Origin of the sequence: Pseudomonas sp. NY15356 (genome assembly GCF_048068175.1) — a bacterium.
GTDB lineage: Bacteria > Pseudomonadota > Gammaproteobacteria > Pseudomonadales > Pseudomonadaceae > Aquipseudomonas > Aquipseudomonas putida_K.
The window spans coordinates 95,088-117,880 of sequence record NZ_JBLUPW010000004.1 but is presented as its reverse complement, the minus strand read 5'-3'; the positions used below and the strand labels follow the sequence as shown (position 1 = coordinate 117,880).

General features: G+C 64.4%; 20 protein-coding genes. 11 read left to right on the top strand and 9 right to left on the bottom strand.

All coding sequences use genetic code 11. The features are described from left to right. Nucleotides 1-137: 137 nt before the first annotated feature. The gene (locus ACNFCI_RS05545; protein ID WP_368828976.1) at nt 138-866 is read right to left on the bottom strand and encodes a hypothetical protein; all 729 of its coding nucleotides are present in this window, start codon (nt 864-866) and stop codon (nt 138-140) included. Nucleotides 867-974: 108 nt separating this feature from the next. Continuing rightward, nucleotides 975-1,766, bottom strand: a complete 792-nt coding sequence (gene hisN, locus ACNFCI_RS05540; RefSeq protein ID WP_368828977.1) for a histidinol-phosphatase — start codon at nt 1,764-1,766, stop codon at nt 975-977. Between the two features lie 160 nt (nt 1,767-1,926). Between hisN and ACNFCI_RS05535 the strand changes: the two genes are divergently transcribed. After that, complete coding sequence (locus ACNFCI_RS05535; protein ID WP_368828978.1) at nt 1,927-2,817, top strand: universal stress protein; 891 nt, start codon at nt 1,927-1,929, stop codon at nt 2,815-2,817. A 277-nt stretch (nt 2,818-3,094) separates the two neighbouring features. Here ACNFCI_RS05535 and ACNFCI_RS05530 read toward each other — a convergent pair whose 3' ends face one another. From ACNFCI_RS05530 to ptrR, 4 genes are all read right to left on the bottom strand, one after another. Then, nucleotides 3,095-3,556 (bottom strand): acyloxyacyl hydrolase, encoded by a 462-nt coding sequence (locus ACNFCI_RS05530; protein ID WP_411969637.1) that lies wholly within the window; start codon nt 3,554-3,556, stop codon nt 3,095-3,097. 286 nt (nt 3,557-3,842) lie between these two features. Continuing rightward, nucleotides 3,843-4,589, bottom strand: coding sequence for a phytanoyl-CoA dioxygenase family protein (locus ACNFCI_RS05525; RefSeq protein WP_368828979.1), 747 nt, complete (start codon nt 4,587-4,589; stop codon nt 3,843-3,845). A gap of 161 nt (nt 4,590-4,750) precedes the next feature. Continuing rightward, the gene (locus tag ACNFCI_RS05520) at nt 4,751-5,194 is read right to left on the bottom strand and encodes a hypothetical protein (RefSeq protein ID WP_084858921.1); all 444 of its coding nucleotides are present in this window, start codon (nt 5,192-5,194) and stop codon (nt 4,751-4,753) included. A gap of 83 nt (nt 5,195-5,277) precedes the next feature. Further along, nucleotides 5,278-6,144 carry a putrescine utilization regulator PtrR gene (ptrR, locus tag ACNFCI_RS05515; RefSeq protein ID WP_084858922.1) on the bottom strand — a complete coding sequence of 289 codons (867 nt, stop codon included), beginning with the start codon at nt 6,142-6,144 and terminating at the stop codon, nt 5,278-5,280. Nucleotides 6,145-6,250: 106 nt separating this feature from the next. Between ptrR and ACNFCI_RS05510 the strand changes: the two genes are divergently transcribed. Beyond that, complete coding sequence (locus ACNFCI_RS05510; RefSeq protein ID WP_084858923.1) at nt 6,251-7,636, top strand: aldehyde dehydrogenase family protein; 1,386 nt, start codon at nt 6,251-6,253, stop codon at nt 7,634-7,636. A 281-nt stretch (nt 7,637-7,917) separates the two neighbouring features. Here the strand turns inward: ACNFCI_RS05510 and ACNFCI_RS05505 are convergent, their stop codons facing one another. Then, a complete protein-coding gene (locus ACNFCI_RS05505) occupies nt 7,918-8,820 on the bottom strand; it encodes a helix-turn-helix domain-containing protein (protein WP_084858924.1) in 903 nt (300 codons plus the stop codon). Nucleotides 8,821-8,971: 151 nt separating this feature from the next. On the opposite strand from ACNFCI_RS05505, the gene ACNFCI_RS05500 reads away from it, so the two are divergent. The 5 genes from ACNFCI_RS05500 to ACNFCI_RS05480 all read left to right on the top strand — a co-directional run bounded on the left by ACNFCI_RS05500 (nt 8,972) and on the right by ACNFCI_RS05480 (nt 15,437). Then, complete coding sequence (locus ACNFCI_RS05500) at nt 8,972-10,330, top strand: glutamine synthetase family protein (protein WP_368828981.1); 1,359 nt, start codon at nt 8,972-8,974, stop codon at nt 10,328-10,330. Between the two features lie 146 nt (nt 10,331-10,476). Continuing rightward, a complete protein-coding gene (locus ACNFCI_RS05495) occupies nt 10,477-11,565 on the top strand; it encodes a polyamine ABC transporter substrate-binding protein (RefSeq protein ID WP_324812287.1) in 1,089 nt (362 codons plus the stop codon). Nucleotides 11,566-11,577: 12 nt separating this feature from the next. Further along, nucleotides 11,578-12,870: an NAD(P)/FAD-dependent oxidoreductase gene (locus tag ACNFCI_RS05490; protein WP_084858927.1), complete on the top strand. Its 1,293-nt coding sequence runs from the start codon at nt 11,578-11,580 to the stop codon at nt 12,868-12,870. Between the two features lie 135 nt (nt 12,871-13,005). Further along, nucleotides 13,006-13,683 (top strand): DUF3313 domain-containing protein, encoded by a 678-nt coding sequence (locus ACNFCI_RS05485; protein ID WP_416767570.1) that lies wholly within the window; start codon nt 13,006-13,008, stop codon nt 13,681-13,683. 98 nt (nt 13,684-13,781) lie between these two features. Beyond that, nucleotides 13,782-15,437, top strand: coding sequence for an alkaline phosphatase D family protein (locus tag ACNFCI_RS05480; RefSeq protein WP_416767568.1), 1,656 nt, complete (start codon nt 13,782-13,784; stop codon nt 15,435-15,437). Between the two features lie 41 nt (nt 15,438-15,478). Here the strand turns inward: ACNFCI_RS05480 and ACNFCI_RS05475 are convergent, their stop codons facing one another. Further along, complete coding sequence (locus tag ACNFCI_RS05475) at nt 15,479-16,786, bottom strand: serine/threonine transporter (protein ID WP_416767566.1); 1,308 nt, start codon at nt 16,784-16,786, stop codon at nt 15,479-15,481. A gap of 62 nt (nt 16,787-16,848) precedes the next feature. Next, nucleotides 16,849-18,225: an L-serine ammonia-lyase gene (locus tag ACNFCI_RS05470; RefSeq protein ID WP_084858931.1), complete on the bottom strand. Its 1,377-nt coding sequence runs from the start codon at nt 18,223-18,225 to the stop codon at nt 16,849-16,851. Nucleotides 18,226-18,371: 146 nt separating this feature from the next. On the opposite strand from ACNFCI_RS05470, the gene ACNFCI_RS05465 reads away from it, so the two are divergent. From ACNFCI_RS05465 to ACNFCI_RS05450, 4 genes are all read left to right on the top strand, one after another. After that, nucleotides 18,372-19,331: a LysR substrate-binding domain-containing protein gene (locus ACNFCI_RS05465; RefSeq protein WP_416767564.1), complete on the top strand. Its 960-nt coding sequence runs from the start codon at nt 18,372-18,374 to the stop codon at nt 19,329-19,331. A gap of 332 nt (nt 19,332-19,663) precedes the next feature. After that, nucleotides 19,664-21,016, top strand: a complete 1,353-nt coding sequence (locus ACNFCI_RS05460; protein WP_084858933.1) for a UDP-glucose dehydrogenase family protein — start codon at nt 19,664-19,666, stop codon at nt 21,014-21,016. Continuing rightward, on the top strand, nt 21,013-22,050 hold the full coding sequence (locus ACNFCI_RS05455) for an NAD-dependent epimerase (RefSeq protein WP_416767561.1): 1,038 nt from the start codon (nt 21,013-21,015) through the stop codon (nt 22,048-22,050). Before ACNFCI_RS05460 ends, ACNFCI_RS05455 begins: the two co-directional genes overlap by 4 nt. Further along, nucleotides 22,047-22,793, top strand: coding sequence for a sugar transferase (locus tag ACNFCI_RS05450; protein ID WP_084858935.1), 747 nt, complete (start codon nt 22,047-22,049; stop codon nt 22,791-22,793). The genes ACNFCI_RS05455 and ACNFCI_RS05450 overlap by 4 nt, the downstream gene beginning before the upstream one ends.

The following is a 22,793-nucleotide window of genomic DNA, read 5'->3' as shown; positions in this document are numbered from 1 at the left end:
TGTGCGAACAGCGAACGATCGACGATCAGACCTGTTCGATGATCGGACGGCCGCGTCATCTGTAGAACGGGGCACTGTGGAGCGGCTTGCCCCGTGATCAGGCCGGGCCCGATATCACCGTCGATTGTCCAAAGGTGCTACTGCACCGGCAGGAAGTTCATCAGCAACAGGCTCTGGGCGTAGTTCAGGCCGATGCGCCGGTAGCGTTCGTCGAGCATCTGGGCCAGCAGGTCCAGCCGCGCCACGATCTTGCCGAACTCCACGGCGAAGCTCAGGTTGCTGCCTTCTTCGGATATCTCGTTGGAGAATAGCAGCAACACCCCGTTGGCATCCTGGCGCTGGCTGAGCATCCAGGTGGCCTTCTCGATGTTGCGCGCAGCGTTGTTGACGAACAGCGGGTCGATGGTGTCGGTCATGTAGAACTCGGTGCGCCCGCCATGGGCGGTGATCACCATGCTGCCGATGGCGTAGATGAACGCCCCGACCCGGTCGCCGCGAAACTCCGGGCTCAAGGCGTAGCTCAAGGCCGCCAGATCGCGACGGTTGCCCAATTGCGGCAAGGGCTGACGCTGCTCGATGGCCAGGCGAATCTGCCGCTCGGCGGTGGCGGCGTCGAGGTAGCCGGACAGTTTCCATTGGCTGGGGTTGCGCTGGTAGAGCTTGTTCATCAGCAGGTACAAGCTCTGCAGGTTGTCACGCATGGACAGGGTCGCCATGCGATCGACGCTGGTCTGGAACAGCTCGCTGGGCTTGCCGTCACCGAACTGGGTGATGATGTCGCGGCCCTGCTCCTGGGTACAGGCGCACAGGGCGAGCGTGGCGCCTGCCAGGAGCAGGCGGGAAGATTTCAGCAGTGATACAACCATCGGCACCGGGGTCTGGGGTCAACGGCTGGGGCGGACATCGGCCCAGCCTGGCCATGGATAGAGCCCGTAAATGCGAAAAAGTGCGATGGTGGGCAAAACTCGAGGCTGCTACATGGCGTGACGCAACATCTCCACCACCTGCGCATGCAGCGCCGGGTCGCCACACGCCACCACGCAACCGCCATTTTGCGCCGAGCTGCCATCCCAGGCAGTGATCACTCCGCCGGCGCCTTCGATGATCGGCATCAGCGCCTGCACATCGTACGGCTGCAGGCTGGCCTCGACGATCACATCGACGAAACCCGAGGCCAGCATGCAGTATGCATAGCAGTCGCCACCGTAGCGCATCAAACGCGCCTTCCCTGCCACGGCCTCGAAGGCCGACTTGCGCTCTGGCGTGTCGAACATGTCAGGGGTGGTGCACATCAGTGTGGCCGAGGCCAGGTCAGCGCAGGCCCGGGTCTTGAGCGGCGTACCGCTGCGCCAGGCGCCGGCGGGGGTGCCGACGAAACGTTCGCCGGTGAAGGGCTGGTTCATCACCCCCACGACCGGGCGGGTGCCGTCGTTCAGGGCGATCAGCGTGCCCCACAGCGGCAGGCCGGTGATGAAGGCGCGGGTGCCATCGATCGGGTCCAGGACCCAGGTCAGCGGGCTGCTGCCGACGGCCGCGCCGTGTTCCTCGCCGAGAATGCCATGTTCCGGGTAACGGGCCAGGATCTGCCCGCGCATGGCATCTTCGGCGGCCTTGTCGGCCACGGTCACCGGGTCGTACAAGCGCCCGCCCTTGTCCTCGACGTCCAGGCTTGCACGGAAATACGGCTGGATCGCCGCGGCAGCGACATCGGCCAGCTGCTCGGCGAAGGCGCGGAATTCGCCAATCTGTTCAACGCTCAGGGACATGGATCGGGCCTCGATGTGGAGAAAGGGCTCGCATCATACCCCAGGTCCCGACGCGTCGGCTGGTCGGCCGGTAGGGTCTAGACTGAATGAGGGATTCGGCCATTTGGCCCGGACAACCAGCGCTGGCAGGAATGGGGGCTGCCGCACGTGGAGGTATGAGATGAGCCAGTTCAAGCGATTGTTCGTCATGCTCGGACCGCAGATGCGCCACACCCCTGCCCTGCAGCGGGCGGCGGCGCTGGCCGAGTCCAGCGGTGCACTGCTGGATATCAACGTGTTCGTCGACGATGTCGACACCTTCGGTCTGATGAGCGACAGTCGCGAACGTGAGCGCCTGCTCGAACACAACCGCCAATGGTTGGCCGACGAGGCCGAGCAACTACGCAATGCCGGGCTGGATGTGTCCACCGAGCTGCTGCTCACCCGCGACCCGTTGGGCAGCGTGCTGGAGCAGGTCGAACGCCTGGGCTGCGACCTGCTGGTCAAGGATGTGCAGCATGAGCCGGTGCTCAAGCGCCTGCTGGTGACGCCCCTGGACTGGCAACTGCTCAAGGACAGCCCCATCGCCGTGCACCTGGTCAGCGATATCCGCCTGCCGCTGCCCCGGCAGATCGCCGCTGCGGTAGATCTGAACTGCCACGAAGGTGCCGAGCATTTGGACGAACAGGTAATCCGATGCGCCCACGCCCTGGCCTTGCAGTGCAACGCCGAACTGCACCTGCTGCACGTCTGCGATGCGGCCAAGACGCATATTGCCGACTTCGGTGCCGGTACCGTGACCATGCCAGGCTTCGATGGCAGCGTGCGCACCGCCCAGCGGGCAGCCTTCAACCGCCTGGGCGACCATCACCAGATCGACCTGGAGCGCAGGCATTTTCTCGAAGGGCCGGCCATACGGGAAATCGCCCAGTTCGTCAGCCACAGCCGGGCGGACGTGATCGTCATGGGCAGCCACCGGCACGATGCGATGCGTACCTTCCTCGGCGGGACCACGGCCCATGTGGTGGAACACCCGCTGTGCAACGTGCTGGCGATCAAGGCGGTGCGGTGAGGCATGGGGCCCAAGCGCGAGGCAAGCCCGCTCTCATAGAACAACGCATGACCATTTGATTTGCAGCACCCTGTGGGAGCGGCGGTGCGGCGGTCCGACTTGTCCCGCGATTGGGCCGGGCCCGATATCACCGTCGCCTGGCAAGGGCTTCGCCCTTGATCGCGGGGCAAGTCGGACCGCCGCACCGCCGCTCCCACAGGGGCTGCATTGGCCGCTTGTTCTCTGCGCGACAGCGCAATCTCCCACGAAACAAGCGGAGCCTGGGCCGTATTGGCGATCAGAAGCCTTTGCTGTAGTACAGCGAGTAGGATTCGATACCGTCGTTGGGTTGCTTCAGGCCGGCATTGGAATAGTGCATCGCGCGAATACCGATCTTCTGCTCTTGCGGCAACTTGAGACCAAAGCCGATGCGGTCTTCGAAGTTGACCGAAGAGCCCAGGCGCTGGTCGCCGACATCGGTCTTGGAGAACGCGGCAAGGCCGATACCCGCCTCGATGAACGGGGTATAGGTGAAGCCGCTGAATTCATAGACGAACACCGGGCTGAACGACAGCGAGTGGGCACCACTGGCTTCACCGCCCTCCCAGTACGTATAGGCCGCATCCCAATAGCCAGTCAGGTGGCCCGTGTTGCTTTCGAACCACTTCTTGTCCCAGTCGAACGAAAGGCCGATGCGGTAGGTCATGTCGCCTTGGCCGGTGGCACCAACGGCGCCGGACACTTGTGCGGCCTGGGCCATGTTGGCGCCGGCCAAGGCCAGGACGGCGGCGGCCAGCGAAGCGGCGAGACGGGTTTTCATCAATGACATCTCCTGATGGTCTTCACGGACAAGCCGGTGCATTGCCTGCCGGCTTGTTGCCAGTCGGGGGCTCGTGCCCCTCGTTCTTGCTTGTCGAACCTGGTGCATCCAACCAAGTAACAAGGCGTAATACTTTTTCGATTATCGACCAGTTAAACAAAAAGTTGAAACTCATTTGCCACTAAGGTCGACAACAGACTGTTGCAGTTTTGTCAGCAATGCATTTTCAGTCATAGACCGATTCCTGGTGTTCTCCCAACAACCTTCGTTGCCGCGGTGTCGCCTCTTCCACGACTTCGGGATTGAACCGCCACGTCAAGTAAGGCGAAAACTTCTGCGCGACCATGCGCCGGCCATAGTGCACCTGGAGCATGTCGCGGTCTCGCCCGCCACTGCTGTTGGCCCCGCCGCTATGCCAGACATCGCTGCGAAATACCAGTGCGTCACCCGCCTGGCACAGCACCGCCCGTGCGCCCTGCCCCAGCCAACTATCCTCGCCATCACGGGGCGGGCGGCCGGCCCGGTGGCTGCCGGGCACGATCCAGGTCGGCCCCACGGCATCGTCGATATCGCACAGGTACACCTGGGCGGTAAGGATCTGCGCCGGTTGGCTGAAGTCCTCACGGGCACGTATCCAGTCAGGCATCTCCATCGGCAGATAGTCCAGGTGCAGCCCCATGCCGGGGTACCCCGGATGGCTGCGCCAGGCTGTCTGGCCGATCACATGGCAATCGGCGCCCAGCACCGCTTCAGCCAGCTCGATCAGCGGTGGCAGGTCGAGAAACGACAGCCACAACGGGTCGCGGTTGAATACGCACTTGTAGTGTTCGAGCAAGCCCTGGTAGTCCCAGTGCAGCGGTTGCAGGTCGTCGATGGCGCAACGCAGCAAGGCAATGCGCAGCGGGTCGAGTACACCCGGAATCAGTACGTATCCGCGGTCATGCAGGGATTGCAACTGGACGTCCAGGTTCATGGCCATGCTCCGGCAGGCACGCTCTGAAGTATCAGAAGGGCGAGGATTCAGGATCGTTCAAAAAATATAGGCCCGATCCGTGGCGCCGTGTGACGACGGACCGAGCCTTGGCTGCTGAACCCATGGAGTACATGTGTACTCCACCCTTTTTCTGGCGAGCCCTAACGCCAGTGCAGGTTCACATTGGCCGGCGCCTTGCCGTCCACTGTCACTTGCTGCTGCACGGTTTCGCCATCGGCGGTACCGGTCACGCGGTACTGCCCCGGCGGCAACTGCACGAACAGCAATGGGCCGACATCCTGCAATGCCAGTACCGGCTGGCCCTGGGCATTCTGGATGTCCACGGCGGCGCCGCTCTGGAACTTGCCTTCCGGGCCGATCGACAGGGTAACGTGCAGGTCATAGCCCGGGGTGCGACGCAGGGCATTGGCTTCGTCCTGGCCGATACCACCCTGCAGGTAGCGCACGCCGTTCTGTTCCTGCGGCTGCAGGTGCACGCCTTGCGGATCGATCGGTGCGTTCAGGTCGGCCGCGGCGGCCAAGGTCCAGGGCATGACCAGGGCCACCAGCAGCGCCGCGCACAAGCCGAAATGATGGTTGCGCATGGTGCATTCCTCCCTCGAGGGATGGTCTACACAATGTTCGACGCCGTGCCAGCAGTGGCGTTCGAGCCAGACAGGGCCGCCCGTCAGGCCGCGCGGCGTTCCTCGAGCAGCTTGATGAACGTGCTCAGGCTGCGCGACACCGTGCCCCGGCGCCAGACCAGCCAAGTCCTGAGGTAGCGAAAATCCTCCGACAGCGGCCAAACGCTCACCGTGCTGCAACCGGGCATGCTGTCGAGCATGCTGCGTGGCATCAAGGCAAGGCCGGCACCGGCGCTCACGCAGGCCAGCATGCCGTGGTAGGACTCCATTTCATGGATTTTGCCCGGCACCGCCTGGTCCTGGACGAACCAGTTCTCGAAATGGTGGCGGTAGGAGCAGTTGGCGCGAAAGGCATAGATGCTCTCGCCGTTCACATCGCGGGCACGGCCCACCGGGGCATGGTTGAGCGGTGCGATGATGACCATTTCCTCCTGGAAAACCGGCATGCCCTCCAGGGTGGGGTGCAACACCGGGCCATCGACGAATGCTGCCACCAAGCGCCCGGACAACACGCCTTCGAGCATGGTCCCCGACGGCCCGGTGGACAGGTCCAGGTCGACCTTGGGGTAGCGCTGGTTGTAGGCCGCCAGCAGCCCGGGAATGCGCACCGCCGCGGTACTTTCCAGCGAGCCCAGGGCGAAGGTGCCCTGGGGGTCCTCTCCCGCCACGGTCAGGCGCGCCTCGTGCACAAGGTCGAGGATGCGCCGGGTGTACTCGAGGAAGTTCCACCCGGCCGGTGACAGGCGCAGGCGGCTTTTCTCGCGGATGAACAGGTCGACGCCCAGGTCTTCCTCCAATTGCTTGATCCGCGTGGTGAGGTTCGACGGCACCCGGTGGATCTGCTGGGCAGCGGCGCTGATGCTGCCGTGTTCGGCGACGGCCTTGAAGATTTCCAGTTGAACCAGGTCCACAGTCTTTCTCCATTCGTGAATGTTTCGCTCATTATTATTCAGTTTTCATTAACGCTGCACGCCACTAGTCTGGGCGCTCGCTGGACACAACAATGAGGAGCCCGCCATGAGCGAGATCAGCAGCCTGACCCACGCCATTTCCATCGACCCACACAGTGGCGAGCGGATCGGCCATTACCCCTTCGATACCGACGCCGCACTGGAAGCGGCGCTGCAACGCGCCAAGGCAGGCTTCGGCCACTGGCGTCAGGTGTCGCCGGGTCAGCGCAGCGAATACCTGCTCGCCCTGGCCTCTGCCCTGCAGGCCCGGCATGAAACCTTCGCGCAGATGATCAGCCGCGAGATCGGCAAGCCGATCACCCAGGCCCGTGGCGAAGTCAGCAAGTGCGTAGGCTTGTGCCAGTGGTACGCCGAACACGGCCCGGCCATGCTCGCGCCGGAGCCGACCCAGATCGAAAAGGCCCGCATCGAGTACCGCCCGATGGGCCCGATCCTCGCCGTGATGCCGTGGAACTTCCCGATCTGGCAGGTGCTGAGGGGCGCCGTACCGGCGCTGCTGGCCGGCAACACCTATGTGCTCAAGCACGCACCGAACGTGATGGGCAGCGCCTACCTGCTGCTGGAGCTGTTCAAGCAAGCCGGCCTACCAGAAGGGGTATTCGAGGTGATCAATGTCACCCCGGAGGGGGTCACCCGTGCCATCAATGACCCGCGCATCGCCGCGGTCACCCTCACCGGCAGCGTGCGGGCCGGCATGGCCATCGGCGCCCAGGCCGGTGCCGCGCTGAAAAAGTGCGTACTCGAACTGGGCGGTTCCGACCCGTTCATCGTCCTGGCTGACGCTGACCTCGACGCTGCAGTCAAGGCAGCGGTCATCGGTCGCTACCAAAACACCGGCCAGGTCTGCGCGGCCGCCAAGCGCATGATCGTCGAGCAAGGCATCGTCGAAGCGTTCACGCAAAAGTTCGTCGAAGCCACCCGCCAGCTCAAGATCGGCAACCCGCTGGACGACGACACCTACATCGGCCCGATGGCCCGTTTCGACCTGCGCGACGAACTCGACGGCCAGGTCCAGGCAACCCTGGCCGAAGGCGCGACCCTGCTGTTGGGCGGCAAGAAGGCCGAAGGCGTGGGCAACTACTACGAACCCACCGTGTTCGGCGACGTTACCCCGCACATGACCGCCTTCAAGCAGGAACTGTTCGGCCCGGTGGCGGCGATCATCACCGCTCGGGATGCAGACCATGCCGTCGAACTGGCCAACGACAGCGAGTTCGGCCTGGCCTCGACCCTCTACACCGCCGACCTGGCTTTGGCCGAGCGCATGACCGCGGCGCTGGATACCGGTGGCGTGTTCATCAACGGCTACTGCGCCTCCGACCCCCGTGTGGCCTTTGGCGGTGTGAAGAAGAGCGGCTTCGGGCGGGAGCTTTCGCATTTCGGCGTACGAGAGTTCTGCAACGTGCAGACCGTGTGGCTGGATCGCAACTGATTCTGGCATATATTCGCCGGGGTAGTTTTGGCGCCTGTGGAATCGAGCGCCGCCCGCGCGGCGCATCGCGAGCTGCGCTCGCTCCTACGTTTGTTTTCGGCCAGTAACGCCTGTGACAGGCGCGCGCGACCGCCTGGTTCGTACGACACAGTCTCGCGTCAGGCGCCAAAGCGTCCGCGCGAAAATTCCCCAGGAGTAATTGGCCCGAAACAAACGTAGGAGCGAGCGCAGCTCGCGATGCGCCGCGCGGGCGGCGCTCGATCTCATAGGCACCGGAGCGGCTATGGCGAACGCTTGAGGGTCTCGCTCGGCAACTCCTTGAACAGCTCCCGATAGCTTTCGGAAAACCGCCCCAGGTGCCAGAACGACCAGCGCATCGCCACCTCGGCCACGGTCACGTCCCCGGCGCCATGGCGCAGCAAGTCACGCCTGGCCCCATTGAGCCTGCGCAACCGCAGCCACTGCCCCGGCGGCATGTCGGTGAACGCCTTGAACGCCTGCTGCAACTGACGCAACGACACCCCGGCCACATCGGCCAGCTCCATCAAGTTGAGGGTTTCTTCTGGGCAATCGGCCGCCCATTCGCTGACCCGGCGCATGATCGCCCGCGCTTCGTCACGCCGCCCCAGGGCATCGCCCTGCAGGCGCTGGCAGGCGTTGTCGAGGATGAACAGGCAGTCTTCCAACAGCTGCTCGGCCAGCGCCTTGCCCTCCAGCGGGTAATCGGCATCGCCCAGCCGCGTGAGGGTCGCGCTCAGCCAGCTGCCGAACAAGGCGTTCTGCCCACTGCCGAGGGGCACCATGAACAACCCGTCCAGCCGCTCCAGGTTCAACCCATGGCGCACCATGAACGCCTGGTCGAAGACCACCGCCACTTCCTGGTAGTTCTCCGGGGTGATCCAGATATTGCGGCTGTCTTCGTTGAGCAGGTAGAGGCTGTTGTCGCTGCGGTCGAAGCAGAACGCCAACGACCCGCTCGGCGCGCGGAAGAACTGTTCGACCCGCGTGTTCAGGCTCTCTTCGTAAACCTCCACCCCATCGAGCCCCAGACAACGCAGCTGGCCGTTGAAATGCCCGGGGGACATCTGCCGGTATTGTTGCTGCCACCCCGGGGTGGCGCGCACCTGTTCGGTCACGTCATGAGTATGGAAAGCCTGGACCTGCAAGGCATTGGCCGTTGTCACGCGCTCGTCCCTTATGCACTCTTTTGGTGCATTTGTTCGCGAAGAAAGTGGATAGATCGCCCCGAGGGCCTGCGACCAAGATAGACCTCAGCGCGTCGCCTGGGAAGATTCCAACGCGGACTCGCCCACAAAACCCAACCAAGAGGTCTGTATGAACGCCCCCTTCGATCAGCTGTCCGCCTGGCTGAAAGAACACCGGATCACCGAAGTCGAATGTGTGATCAGCGACCTGACCGGCATTGCCCGCGGCAAGATCGCCCCTACCGCCAAGTTCCTCCATGAGCGCGGCATGCGTCTGCCGGAAAGCGTGCTGCTGCAGACAGTCACCGGCGACTATGTCGACGACGACATTTACTACGACCTGCTCGATGCCGCCGACATCGATATGGTCTGCCGCCCCGACCCTGCGGCGGTGTACCAGATTCCCTGGGCGATCGAGCCCACCGCCATCGTCATCCACGACACCTTCGACAAGCATGGCAACCCGATCGAGCTGTCGCCACGCAACGTGCTCAAGAAGGTGCTCAAGCTGTATGCCGACAAAGGCTGGCAGCCGATCGTGGCCCCGGAAATGGAGTTCTATCTGACCCAGCGCTGCGAAGACCCGGACCTGCCCCTGCAGGTGCCGCTGGGGCGCTCGGGCCGTGCCGAGAGCGGCCGGCAGTCGTTCTCCATCGATGCGGCCAACGAATTCGACCCGCTGTTCGAAGACGTCTACGACTGGTGCGAACTCCAGGGCCTGGACCTGGACACGTTGATCCACGAAGACGGCCCGGCGCAGATGGAGATCAACTTCCGCCACGGTGACGCCCTGGACCTGGCCGACCAGATCACCGTGTTCAAGCGCACCCTGCGCGAGGCGGCGCTCAAGCACAACGTCACGGCCACCTTCATGGCCAAGCCGATTACCGACGAACCGGGCAGCGCCATGCACCTGCACCAGAGCGTGGTCGACATTGCCACCGGCAAGCCGATCTTCGTCAACGACGACGGCAGCAAGAGCGAGCTGTTCCTGTATCACATCGGCGGCCTGCAGAAATACATCCCCAAGGTGCTGCCGATGTTCGCACCGAACGTCAACTCGTTCCGCCGCTTCCTGCCGGACACCTCGGCACCGGTGAACGTCGAGTGGGGCGAGGAAAACCGCACCGCCGGCCTGCGCGTGCCGACCTCCAGCCCCGAGGCCATGCGCGTGGAGAACCGCCTGCCCGGCGCCGACGCCAACCCGTACCTGGCGATCGCCGCGAGCCTGTTGTGTGGCTACCTGGGCATGGTCGAGCGGATCGAGCCGAGCGCGCCGGTGCAGGGCCGCGCCTATGAACGGCGCAACCTGCGCCTGCCGATCACCATCGAGGATGCGCTGCAGCACATGGAAGACTGCCAGATCCTGCACCAGTACCTGGGCCGGCAGTTCGTCCAGGGCTACGTGGCGGTCAAGCGCGCCGAGCACGAGAACTTCAAGCGCGTGATCAGCTCATGGGAGCGTGAATTCCTGCTGCTGAGCGTCTGAGCTTCCGGGCGCCTGTGGGAGCGGGTCTACCCGCCAAGGCATGGGTCGATATGCGGCCTATTCGCCAGAGAACCCGCTCCCACGGGGCCTTCGCCCGCCAGCTCCGAAACAACACCGTAAACAACAAAGCCAAACGAGGTGTCGACATGCGTCATCTGCAAACCCTGATTCCCGCCGCGCTCACCCTGTTGTTCGGCGCGGCCGCCCAGGCCCAGCCCGAGGTCAAGGTCTACAACTGGACCGACTACATCGGCAGCACCACCTTGGCCGACTTCCAGGCCAGCACCGGCATCAAGGTGGTGTACGACGTGTTCGACTCCAACGAAACCCTGGAGGGCAAGCTGCTCGCCGGGCGCACCGGCTACGACGTGGTGGTGCCCTCCAACCATTTCCTCGCCCGCCAGGCCAAGGCCGGCGCCTTCATGCCGCTCGACCGCGCCAAGCTGCCGAACTGGAAGCACCTGGACCCGACGTTGCTCAAGCAACTGGAGCAGAACGACCCCGGTAACCAGTACGCTGTGCCCTACCTGTGGGGTACCAACGGCATCGGCTACAACGTCGACAAGGTCAAGGCGGCACTGGGCATCGACCATGTCGACTCCTGGGCGGTCCTGTTCGAGCCGCAGAACCTCGAAAAGCTCAAGCAGTGCGGCGTCGCCTTCATGGACTCGCCCGACGAGCTGTTCCCCGCCGTGCTCAACTACATGGGCCTGGACCCGCGCAGCGAAACCCCTGGCGACTACGCCAAGGCCAAGGCCAAGCTGATGGCGGTACGCCCCTACGTGACCTACTTCCATTCGTCCAAGTACGTTTCGGACCTGGCTAACGGCAACATTTGCGTGGCCTTCGGTTACTCCGGCGATGTGTTCCAGGCCGCCCAGCGCGCCGAAGAGGCCGGCAATGGCGTGAAGATCGCCTACAGCATTCCCAAGGAAGGCAGCAACCTGTGGTTCGACCTGCTGGCGATCCCCAAGGACGCGGCCAACCCGGAACAGGCCCTGGCCTTCATCAACTACCTGCTCGACCCGCAGGTGATCGCCAAGGTCAGTGCCACCGTGGGCTACGCCAATGCCAACCCCGACGCCCAGGCGCACATGGACACGGCGCTGGTGAACAACCCCGAGGTCTACCCGCCCCAGGCCGTGCTGGACAAGCTCTATGTGTCCACCACCCAGAGCCCGAAGATCATGCGCCTGATGACCCGCTCCTGGAGCGATATCAAGTCCAACCGTTGAGCCGAGCCCGTCATGCACACTACCCAACACACCGCGTCCTACTACGCCGCCACGGCGCGCCACAGCACGCCCTACCCCGCGCTCGAGGGCGAGCTTTGCGCCGATGTCTGCGTGGTCGGTGGCGGCCTGACGGGCGTCAACACCGCCCTTGAACTGGCCGAGCGCGGGCTCTCGGTGATCCTGCTGGAGGCCCGGCGCATCGGCTGGGGCGCCAGCGGGCGCAACGGCGGGCAACTGATCCGCGGAATCGGCCACGACGTCAGCGGCTTTGCCCGCTACGTCGGCCAGGACGGCGTGCGCTACCTCAAGCAGGCCGGCATCGACTCGGTCGAGCTGGTCGCCGAGCGCATCGCCCGCTATGGCATCGAATGCGACCTGCGCTGGGGCTTCTGCGAACTGGCCAACACCTCGGCGCAGTTCGCCGCCTTCAAGAACGAACAGGACGACCTGGCCGCGCTCGGCTACCGCCACGAGACCCGCCTAGTGGGCCCGGAGCGAATCCACGAGGTGGTCGCCAGCGACCAGTACGCCGGCGGCCTGGTGGACATGGGCTCGGGCCACCTGCACCCGTTGGACCTGGTCCAGGGCGAGGCCCGCGCCGCCGCGCAGCTGGGGGTACGGATCTTCGAGCAGAGCCCGGTGCAGCGCATCGAACATGGCCCTACCGTGACCCTGCACTGTGCCCGCGGCAAGGTCCGGGCCCAGAGCCTGGTGCTGGGCTGCAATGCTCACTTGGATGAGCTGGAGCCGCGCCTGAGCGGCAAGGTGCTGCCCGCCGGCAGCTACGTGGTGGCCACCGAGCCGTTGCCCGAACGCGTGGCGCGTGCGCTGATCCCGCAGAACATGGCCCTGTGCGACCAGAAAGTGGGTCTTGACTACTACCGCCTGACCGCCGACCGCCGTCTGCTGTTCGGCGGCGCCTGCCACTATTCCGGTCGCGATCCGAAGGACATCGCCGCCTACATGCGGCCCAAGGTGCTCAAAGTGTTCCCGCAGCTGGGCGATGTGCGCATCGACTACCAGTGGGGTGGGATGATCGGCATCACCGCCAACCGCTTTCCCCAGGTCGGCCGGCTGAGCCAGCACCCCAATGTCTATTACGCCCAGGGCTACTCCGGCCATGGCCTGAACGTCACCCACTGGACCGCACGATTGCTGGCCGAGTCCATCGCCGTGGGCCACAGCCAGGGGCTCGACGTGTTCAGCGCCGTGCCGCACCTGACCTTCCCCGGCGGCAAGGCCCTGCGCTCGCCACTGCTGGCCCTGGGAATGCTGTGGTATCGGCTGCGGGAGGTGTTGGGCTGATGTCGACGGCCCGTTCGCAGATGGGGGCGAACGGCTCGCCAGTTCAAGGAATGGCTATTCAACTACATGGCCACTGGCCAACTCGCAATGTCCTGCTAGCGTTGTTCTGGCCGCTCTCTCAAGGATGCCGAACCCATGAAAGCACTGCCCCGCGTCACCCTATTGTGCGCCGCCCTGCTGGCGCTGGCCGCCTGCTCCAGCAACCGCGTCGACCCCAGCGACTATTCCGGCTTCCTCAAGGACTACAGCCGCCTGCAGCCGGCGGAAAGTGCCTCCGGCGTGCCGGTGATGCGCTGGATCGATCCGAACGTCAAGGCCAGCCAGTACACCCACGTGTTCATCGAACCCAGCCAGTTCTACCCCAAGCCGCAACCGACCGAGGTGATCTCGGCCCAGACTCTGGGCCAGATCACCCGTTATTTCAACGAGGCGATGCGCCGGGAGATGGGCAGCGTGCTGACCCTGGCCAAGGCTCCGGGGCCCAATACCATCGTGGTACGCCCGGCGATCACGGCGGTGTCCACCAGCACCGAAGGCCTCAAGCCCTATGAGGTGATCCCCATCGCCCTGGTGGTGGCAGCGGTCAACACCGCTGCCGGAGGCCGCGACCAGGACGTGAAAGTCGCCGTGGAAGCGGCCTTCCTGGATGGGGCCAACCAGCAGGTACTGGCCCAGGTGGTGCGCAAGGGCAGCGGCACGGAACTGGAAAACGACACCCAGAAGCTCACCCTCGAGGACGTCAAGCCCGTGCTCGACGGCTGGGCCAGCGACATGCGCCGCAGCTTCGTCGCCCTGCGCGACAAGGCTCGCTGACGCCCCCTGCCCCTGGCATGGGGCACCTGGGCAAGCGAAACGGCAAAACCCGGTCTTTAATGGCCGGTAGACCGTGATCCGCACTCAGGACGAGCCCCATGCCACTGCTTGACCCCACCTCCAACGAAAGCAAGTACTCCAAACTTTCCAGCGCCGCCCTGATCGGCGCCACTACGCCGACCAGCACTCGCCTGTGGGTACGCCTGTATCGCCCCGGGACCTGGTACCTGGCGGTGAGCGCCCAGCCACTGCGTGGCGACCTGGTTCGCCTGGGCGACCTGCCCGTGCCCCAGTACCTCAAGGGCCAGGGCATCAAGACCGTGTACCTCAAGGCCCAGACACTGAGCTTCGAGACGGACGTGACCGGAGTGTTCGATGTCGACGGGCTGAAACCCGGCACTACCTACTACTACGCCTTGATCAGCGACGAACGCGACCCGGCCAAGGTGGGCCGGCGCACCGAGATCGGCGGCGACCGCCCACGCTTCTTCGTCACCCCGCCGCAGGCACCTGCTACCCTCACCTTCGGTTTCTACAGCTGCCACGATCCGATCAGCGCCGACGGCAGCGCCGGAGCCTGGCCCCTGATGCACCAGCAACTGGCCGATCAGCGCGCCACCTTCGTCATCGGCGGTGGCGACCAGGTGTACGTGGACACCAACAAGAAGAACGGTTTCCTGGACATCTGGGAATGGCTAAAGGACAACAAGGAGGAACTGCTGCAGGCCTACAAGCAAGGCAAGGGCTACGACAAGCCCGGCATCGAGCGCTACCTGTGCAACCTCTACCGCTGGTTCTACCGGGTCTACTGGAATGTGCCCAGCCAGCGGGAAATCTACGAGCGTCTGCCTCAGTACATGATCTGGGACGACCACGAGATCATGGACGGCTGGGGCTCGTTGACCAATGCCGAGCGGCGCAAGCGCATCGCCCTACTGTTCGAGAGCAGTAACCACACCGCGACCAACCAGATGCTCGTCGACCTGATGTGGCGTGCCGCCTGCCGGGTGTACTACGAGTACCAGCACAGCCACAACCCGCCAACGCCGATCGACCTGAACGACCCCGACGCCTGCCAGTGGGACTACGCCTTCGAGCAGGGCCGTTCGGCCTTCTATGTACTGGACATGCGGGGTCATCACGACGTCGAGGCAGACGACCCGTACAAGCTGCTGGGCAGCGCGCAGATGAAGCGCTTCGCAAGCTGGCTGAAAAGCCCGGCGGTCGAGGCTGCCGATGCGGTGTTCGTGGTATCGCCGGTACCGGTCATGCATTGGCGCAATGCCGTGACCAACTACGCCGACATCGGCTCGTTCAAGGACGACTGCATGGACGAATGGGACCACAAGACCAACCAGGCCGAGCGCAAGCACCTGCTCGACCAGGTATTCGCGACCCTGGGCGGCAGTGGCAAACCGGTGGTGTTCCTCAGTGGCGACGTGCATTGCGCCGCGGTGTTCCGCCTGCTGCACAAGCGCTACCCGACCGCCAAGGTGTTCCAGGTCACCTCCAGCGCCATTTCCCGGATGCCGGCGCCAGGTGTGCTGAAGCTGGCGATCAGTGCAGGCGGCAGCATGCCCGGGATCAACGACATTGTCTGCGAGCGCTGGTACGCCATGGCCGGCTCGAAGAACTTCGCCATGCTCCAGGTCCGCCCCTCGCTCGACGGCACCCAGGCGGAGGTATTGGTGGAGCTGCACTGGCCGGGTGGCGATGACGGTGAGCTGACCAAGCGGCGTGTGCTGCTCAAGTGAGCCAGGGGCGACAGGGCTGCGAAGCAGCCCTGCCCGCCCACTCAAGCCACGAAGGAATAGACGATCGCCGACAAGGTGATCAGCCCTACCAACACCACGAACAGGTTCGACAGCCTGCCCGAGTACTGGCGCAGGCTCGGCACCTTGTGCACGGCATACATCGGCATCAGGAACAGCAGGCAGGCGATCACCGGCCCGCCCAGGCTTTCGATCAGGCCGAGGATGCTCGGGTTGAGCGTCGCGACCAACCAGCAGGCCAGCACCATGAATAACGCCGTCACCCGCTCCAGGCGCTTGGCCGGCCAGGCCTTGCCGCGCCCGCGCAGGCTCTTGATGATCATGCCCTGGAAGCCTTCGCTGGCACCGATGTAATGGCCCAGGAACGACTTGGTGATCGCCACCAGGGCGATCAGCGGGGCGACGAAGGCGATCACCGGGGTCTGGAAGTGGTTGGCCAGGTACGACAGGATCGAGATGTTCTGCGCCTTGGCCGCCGCCAGGTCACCCGGGCTCAAGGCCAGCACGCAGCTGAAGCAGAAGAACATCACCGTCACCACCATCATCAGGTGGGCGGTGGCCAGGGTACGGCCGCTCTTGCGGTCGGCATCGGCACCGTAGCGGTGCTTCTGGTCCACGGCGAAGGCCGAGATGATCGGCGAGTGGTTGAACGAGAACACCATCACCGGTATCGCCAGCCACAGGGTCAGCAGCAGCTTCGATGCGTCCAGCCCTTCATTGGCCTGGGCGAAGAAAGCGCCGTTCCAGTTGGGAATCAGGCTCAGGGCGAGCAGCAGCAAGGAGGCGACGAAGGGATAGACCAGTACGCTCATGGCCTTGACGATGATCTGCTGGCCGCAGCGCACCACGACCATCAAGCCCAGGATCAGCAACAGCGACAACAGCGCCCGCGGCGGAGCGGTAATCTGCAGCTGATGCTCCAGGAAGCTGGTGAGGGTGTTGGTCAGGGCCACGCTGTAGACCAGCAGGATGGGGAAGATGGCGAAGAAGTACAGCAACGTGATGAGCTTGCCGGCACCTGTACCGAAATGCTCTTCCACCACTTCGGTGATGTCCTCGCTGCCGCCTTTGCGGCCGGACAGCACGAAGCGGGTCAACGCCCGGTGCGCGTAGAAGGTCATGGGGAAGGCCAGCACGGCCAGGATCAGCAACGGCCAGAAGCCTCCCACGCCGGCATTGATCGGCAGGAACAAGGTCCCCGCCCCGATCGCCGTGCCATACAGCCCCAGGGCCCAAGTGGTGTCGTGCCGGTTCCAGCTGGTCGTGCCCTCGGTCGAAACCGGGGCGGCCGAATCCGCACGAATGCTCGTGGTGTTTTGTACATCAGTCATGGGTATCGCCTTGTAGTTGTTTTTGTTGCTCGGTACAGCGGGTGTTGCATTGTTTCGATGACTCAGCACTCCACGAAGGCCACGGCCAGGCCGCCGCGGGAGGTCTCCTTGTAGTTCGCGTGCATGTCCGCGCCGGTGTCGCGCATGGTGCGGATCACCCGGTCCAGGGAGATGAAATGTTCACCATCGCCGCGCAAGGCCATCTGCACGGCATTGATCGCCTTGACCGCGGCAATGGCGTTGCGCTCGATGCAGGGCACCTGCACCAGGCCACCGACCGGGTCGCAGGTCAGGCCCAGGTTGTGTTCCAGGGCGATTTCGGCGGCATTCTCCAACTGCGGCGGCGTGGCGCCGAGTACTTCGGCAAGGCCGGCCGCCGCCATCGAGCAGGCCGAGCCGACCTCGCCCTGGCAGCCGACCTCGGCACCGGAAATGGAGGCGTTCTTCTTGCACAGGATGCCCACCGCTGCGGCGGCCAGCAGGAAGGCGACCACATCGTCGTCGCAGGCGCTGGGGTTGAATTTCATGTAGTAGTGCAGCACCGCCGGGATGATCCCCGCCGCACCATTGGTGGGCGCGGTGACCATGCGCCCACCGGCGGCGTTCTCTTCGTTGACCGCCAGGGCGAACAGGTTCACCCATTCCATGGCGCTCAAGGTCGAACCGATCACGTTCGGCTTGCCCAGCTCCTGCAGGCTGCGGTGCAGCTTGGCCGCGCGGCGCTTGACCTGCAGGCCACCCGGCAGGATGCCCTCGTTGCGCAGGCCGTTATCGACGCAATCCTTCATGGCCCCCCAGATCTTCAGCAACCCCGCGCGCACCTCGGCCTCGGGCCGCCAGGCGCATTCGTTGGCCATCATCAGTTGGCTGACGCTCAGCCGGTGGGCCTTGCACAGGGCCAGCAGCTCGGCACCGCTGCCGAACTCGTAGGGCAGGCTGACCTGGGCGGCATCGTCCTTCGGTGCATCGATCTCGCCCTGTTCGACGATGAAACCGCCGCCGATGGAGTAGTAGGTCTGGCTGAACAGGCTGCCTTGCCCGTCCATCGCTTCCAGGGTCATGGCATTGGGGTGATACGGCAGACTCTCGTCGAGCAGCAACATGTCACGGGCATACTCGAAGGCCAGCGGGTGGCTGCCATCGAGCAGCAGGCAACGCTCCTGCATCAGCTGGGCTATACGCGGCTCGATGCTGTGCGGGTCGATGCGGTCCGGCCACTGGCCCATCAGGCCCAGCAGGCACGCGCGGTCAGTGGCGTGACCAACGCCGGTGGCCGACAGCGAGCCGTACAGGCGCACCTCGACGCGGGCTACCCGCGCCAACAGACCACGCTCGCGCAGGGTCTGGGCGAAGGTTGCCGCAGCACGCATCGGGCCTACGGTGTGGGAACTGGACGGGCCGATGCCGATTTTGAAGAGATCGAAAACACTGATAGCCATGCTAATGCCTGAGCTTGACAGCTTGTATGGCTGCTGCCCGCTCCTCCGGAAAAATTGAACGCTATTGCGAAGTTGCGCGATACTGCCGTGCATCTTTGGCAATGACCAACGAAAATTCCTAAGCAAGGCTTTAGCGGTACTAAACCATGAGGCGTCAACTCAATGGCCAGATGTTCGTCTGGCTGAACGTGTTTTCCTGTGCGGCGCGGCACCTGTCGTTCACCCGCTGCGCCGAGGAGCTGCACATCACCCCGGGCGCGGTCAGTCAGCAGATGCGCCAGCTCGAAGAGCGCCTGGGCTATCGCCTGTTCCTGCGCCGGGCCCGCGGGGTGGAGCTGAGCGCCGAGGGCCAGCGCCTGGCGCAGACCGTGGCCGAGGCCTATGGCAGCATCGAGGCCGAACTGCTGCGCCTGGATGCTGGCGAGATCCGTGGCACCCTACGCCTGCGTTCGATCCCCTCGTTCCTGGCCAAATGGCTGACGCCGCGCCTGCCACGCTTCCAACAACGCTACCCGGACATCGAGCTGCGCCTGGTGGCCGAGGACAGCAACCAAGCCCTGCACCCGGACGACTTCGACCTGGCCATCGACCTCAATGACGGCAGCTACCCCGGCATGCTCTCCACGCCGCTGCTGGACGAGCAGGTGTTCCCGGTGTGCTCGCCGGCCTTGCTGCGTGGTCGCCCACCCCTGCACGGCCCGGCCGACCTGGTGCACTACCCGCTGTTGCACGACATCACCGCCTGGCGTGGCAGTTCGGAATACGCCGAATGGGAGTTCTACCTCGAAGGCATCGGTGCCGGCAGCCTGGACGTGCGTCGCGGCCACACCTTTAACCGCAACCACCTGACCATCGAGGCGGCCATCGCCGGTGTGGGCGTGGCCATCGCCCGGCGTACCCTGCTCAATGACGAGCTGGAGCGTGGCACGCTGATCGTGCCTTTCGGCGTGCCGATCGCCAACCATAAGCGCTACATGCTGCATTACCCACCCGGAGGCCTGAGCCAGCCGGGGGCCCGCGCGGTGCATGATTGGCTGGTGGAAGAAGCGCAGGCGTTCCGGGCGTTGCATCCGCTTGAGCTGCGGGAAGCCGGCCAGCCTACCTGAGCCTCCACTCACAGAACGACAAAAGTCAATTTTCCGCCACTTTGCCCAAGCCAAAATCCGACGGCTTTTTCCTCTCCCCATAAGCGCCTCTATTACCTGCAACCCACTGTTTTAGAGGCCTCTACCACTCATCGGCTCGCCGACCGGCTAAACGCCACTAGCTTTCAAAGCTAACCTATGGACTTGAATAGGGTTACTTGCCAGCAGCCCTGCCCATCAGCGCTTGTAAGTTAAGCGAAACACGCCATAGGTTTGACGCAAATCCAGATAGCTGAGCTATACCAAAGTCACGCAATGTTTCTACTCCCTTACTGTTCACTGAGGCACTGGGCATGGACGTGAGCGTGTTTGGCACTGGCTATGTCGGACTGGTACAAGCGGCAGCGATGGCCGACATGGGGCACCGCGTCCTGTGCGTGGACGTCGATACCCACAAGATCAACCAGTTGCGCCAAGGTGTGCCGCCGATCAGCGAGCCGGGGCTGTCGGACCTGCTGGAGGACAACATCCGCGATGGGCGCCTGCTGTTCAGCACCCAGGCCAGCGATGCGGTCACCCACGCCGAGCTGATCTTCATCGCTGTCGGCACCCCGCCCGACGAGGACGGTTCGGCAGACCTTTCCCATGTGCTGGAAGTCACCCGCCAAATTGTCCAGCTGATGGACGGCGACCGTACCCTGATCGTCAAGTCCACCGTGCCGGTGGGCACGGCCGACCAGGTTCTGACGCTGGCCTGCGACGAGCTCAAGCGCCTGGGCAAGGAGCGGCTGCAGGTGCGCGTGGTGTCCAACCCGGAATTTCTCAAGGAAGGCAGCGCCCTGGCCGACTGCATGCGACCCGACCGGATTATCGTCGGTACCCATGACGAACTGGCCCGTGAACAGTTGACCGAGCTCTACGCGCCCTTCTGCCGTAACCGCGAAAAGCTGATGTTCATGGACAACCGCAGCGCCGAGCTGACCAAGTATGCCGCCAACGCCATGCTCGCCACGCGCATCAGCTTCATGAACGAGCTGGCCAACCTCAGCGAGCACCTGGGCGCCGACATCGAGGCAGTGCGCAAGGGCATCGGCTCGGACCCTCGCATCGGCTACCACTTCATCTACCCCGGCTGCGGCTTCGGCGGCTCATGCTTCCCCAAGGATATCCAGGCCCTGCTGCGCACCGCCGAGCACAGCGGCATGCCCCTGCGTCTGCTGCAGAGTGTCAACGAGGTCAACGACCGGCAACGGCGGATCCTCTTCGCCAAGCTCAAGCAGCACCTGGGCGGCAGCCTTGCCGGGCTCTCGGTCGCCTTGTGGGGGCTGGCCTTCAAGCCCAACACCGACGACATGCGCGAAGCGCCCAGCCGCTACCTGATGGAAGCGCTGTGGGCCGAAGGTGCCACGGTGCGAGCCTACGACCCGGAGGCCATGGACGAATGTCGGCGGCTCTATGGCTACCGCGACGACCTGCAACTGTGCGCCACCCGTGACGACACCCTGCAGGATGCCGATGCTCTGGTGATCTGCACCGAATGGAAGAACTTCCGCGTGGTCGATTTCACCTTGCTGGCCAGCAAGCTGCGGGCGCGGGTGATCGTTGACGGGCGCAACCTGTACAACCCCGAACAAGTCGCAGCCCACGGCCTGCATTACTGCGGCATCGGCCTGCGCCACGTAGCCGCGCGGGTGACCGACCAATGAAGATCCTGGTCACCGGCGCTGCCGGCTTCATCGGCGCTCACACCTGCCTGCGCCTGCTGCGCGATGGCCACCAGGTGCAGGGCCTGGACAACTTCAACGACTACTACGACCCAGCGCTCAAGCACGCCCGGGTGCAGTGGGTGCGCGAGCAGGCCGGCCCCTTCGAACTGCACTGTCTGGACCTGTGCGACCAGGGCGCCATGCTCCGGTTGTTCGCCACGCTACGCCCACAGGTGGTGATCCATCTGGCCGCCCAGGCCGGCGTGCGCTACTCGCTGCACAACCCACAGGCCTACGTGGCGAGCAACCTGGTGGGCTTTCTCAATATTCTCGAAGGGTGCCGCCAGTACCCAGTCGAACACCTGCTGTACGCCTCGTCCAGCTCGGTGTACGGCGCTAACCAGCGCACCCCGTATCGGGTCCAGGACGCCGTCGACCACCCCCTGTCGCTGTATGCCGCCACCAAGAAGGCCAACGAAGCCATGGCCCACAGCTACAGCCACCTGTACCGGATCCCCTGCAGTGGCCTGCGCTTCTTCACGGTCTACGGCCCCTGGGGGCGCCCGGACATGTCGCCGATGCAGTTTGCCCAGGCGATCACCGACGGCCGGCCGATCCAACTGTTCAACCACGGCAACCACCAGCGTGACTTCACCTACATCGACGACATCGTCGAAAGCCTGGTGCGCCTGGTCCCGCTGGCGCCCAGCGGCGATCCGGGCTGGTCCGCCCACGCCCCGGACCCGGCCAGCAGCAGCGCCCCCTGGCGGCTGTTCAACATCGGCGGCCAGCGCCCCGTGGCGCTGCGCGACTACCTCGCCCTGCTGGAGCACTACCTTCAGCGCAACGCCCAAGTCGAACTGCTCGGGCTGCAGCCGGGCGATGTCCTGAGCACCTGTGCCGACGCCAGCGCCCTGGCCCAGCTGACCGGGTTCACGCCGCAGGTTTCCCTCGACGAGGGGCTCAAGCGCTTCGTCGCCTGGTTTCAAGGGTACTGCCCCCGCGGGCAGGCAGATCAACGGAGGGCCGTATGACAGGACAACCTCAAAGTGCGCAAGCCCAGGCGCTGTACCAGGACAAGCGCATGGACCCCAGCCACCGACAACGTATCGACGCAGCCATCCATATCCAGGGCCGCGGCTGGATCAGCGGGCGGGCCGGTGGGCGGCCCTGGTCGCTCTCGCGCACCAATCGAGTGTTGTCCTGCCTGGCGGCGCTGGGCCTGCTGCTGGTGCTGTCACCGTTGTTCCTGGTACTCGCCGTGCTGATCAAGCGCTCGGGCCCAGGCCCAGTGCTCTTCGTGCAAAAGCGCACCGGCTACCGAGGCCGCCTGTTCGGCATGTTCAAGTTTCGCACCATGGTCGCCGACGCCGAGTCGCTCAAGGAATCGGTGCGCCATTTGAACAAGCACGGCGCGGACGCCATCGATTTCAAGATCGACAACGACCCGCGTATCACCCCGGTGGGCCGCTGGCTGCGGCGCAGCAGCCTGGACGAGCTGCCCAACCTGATCAACGTGGTCACCGGCGACATGCGCCTGGTCGGCCCACGCCCCACGTCCTTCAACGCCTACCGCTACAAGGACAGCCACCTGGTGCGGCTGTGCATCTATCCGGGCATGACCGGCCTCTGGCAGATCTCCGGGCGCAGCGACATCGATTTCGACCAGCGCGTACAGCTGGACCTCAGCTACATCAACGAACAGAGCCTGATGCTGGACCTGAAGATCCTTCTCAAGACTCCGTTCAAAGTCTTCACTGGCCACGGAGCAAGTTGA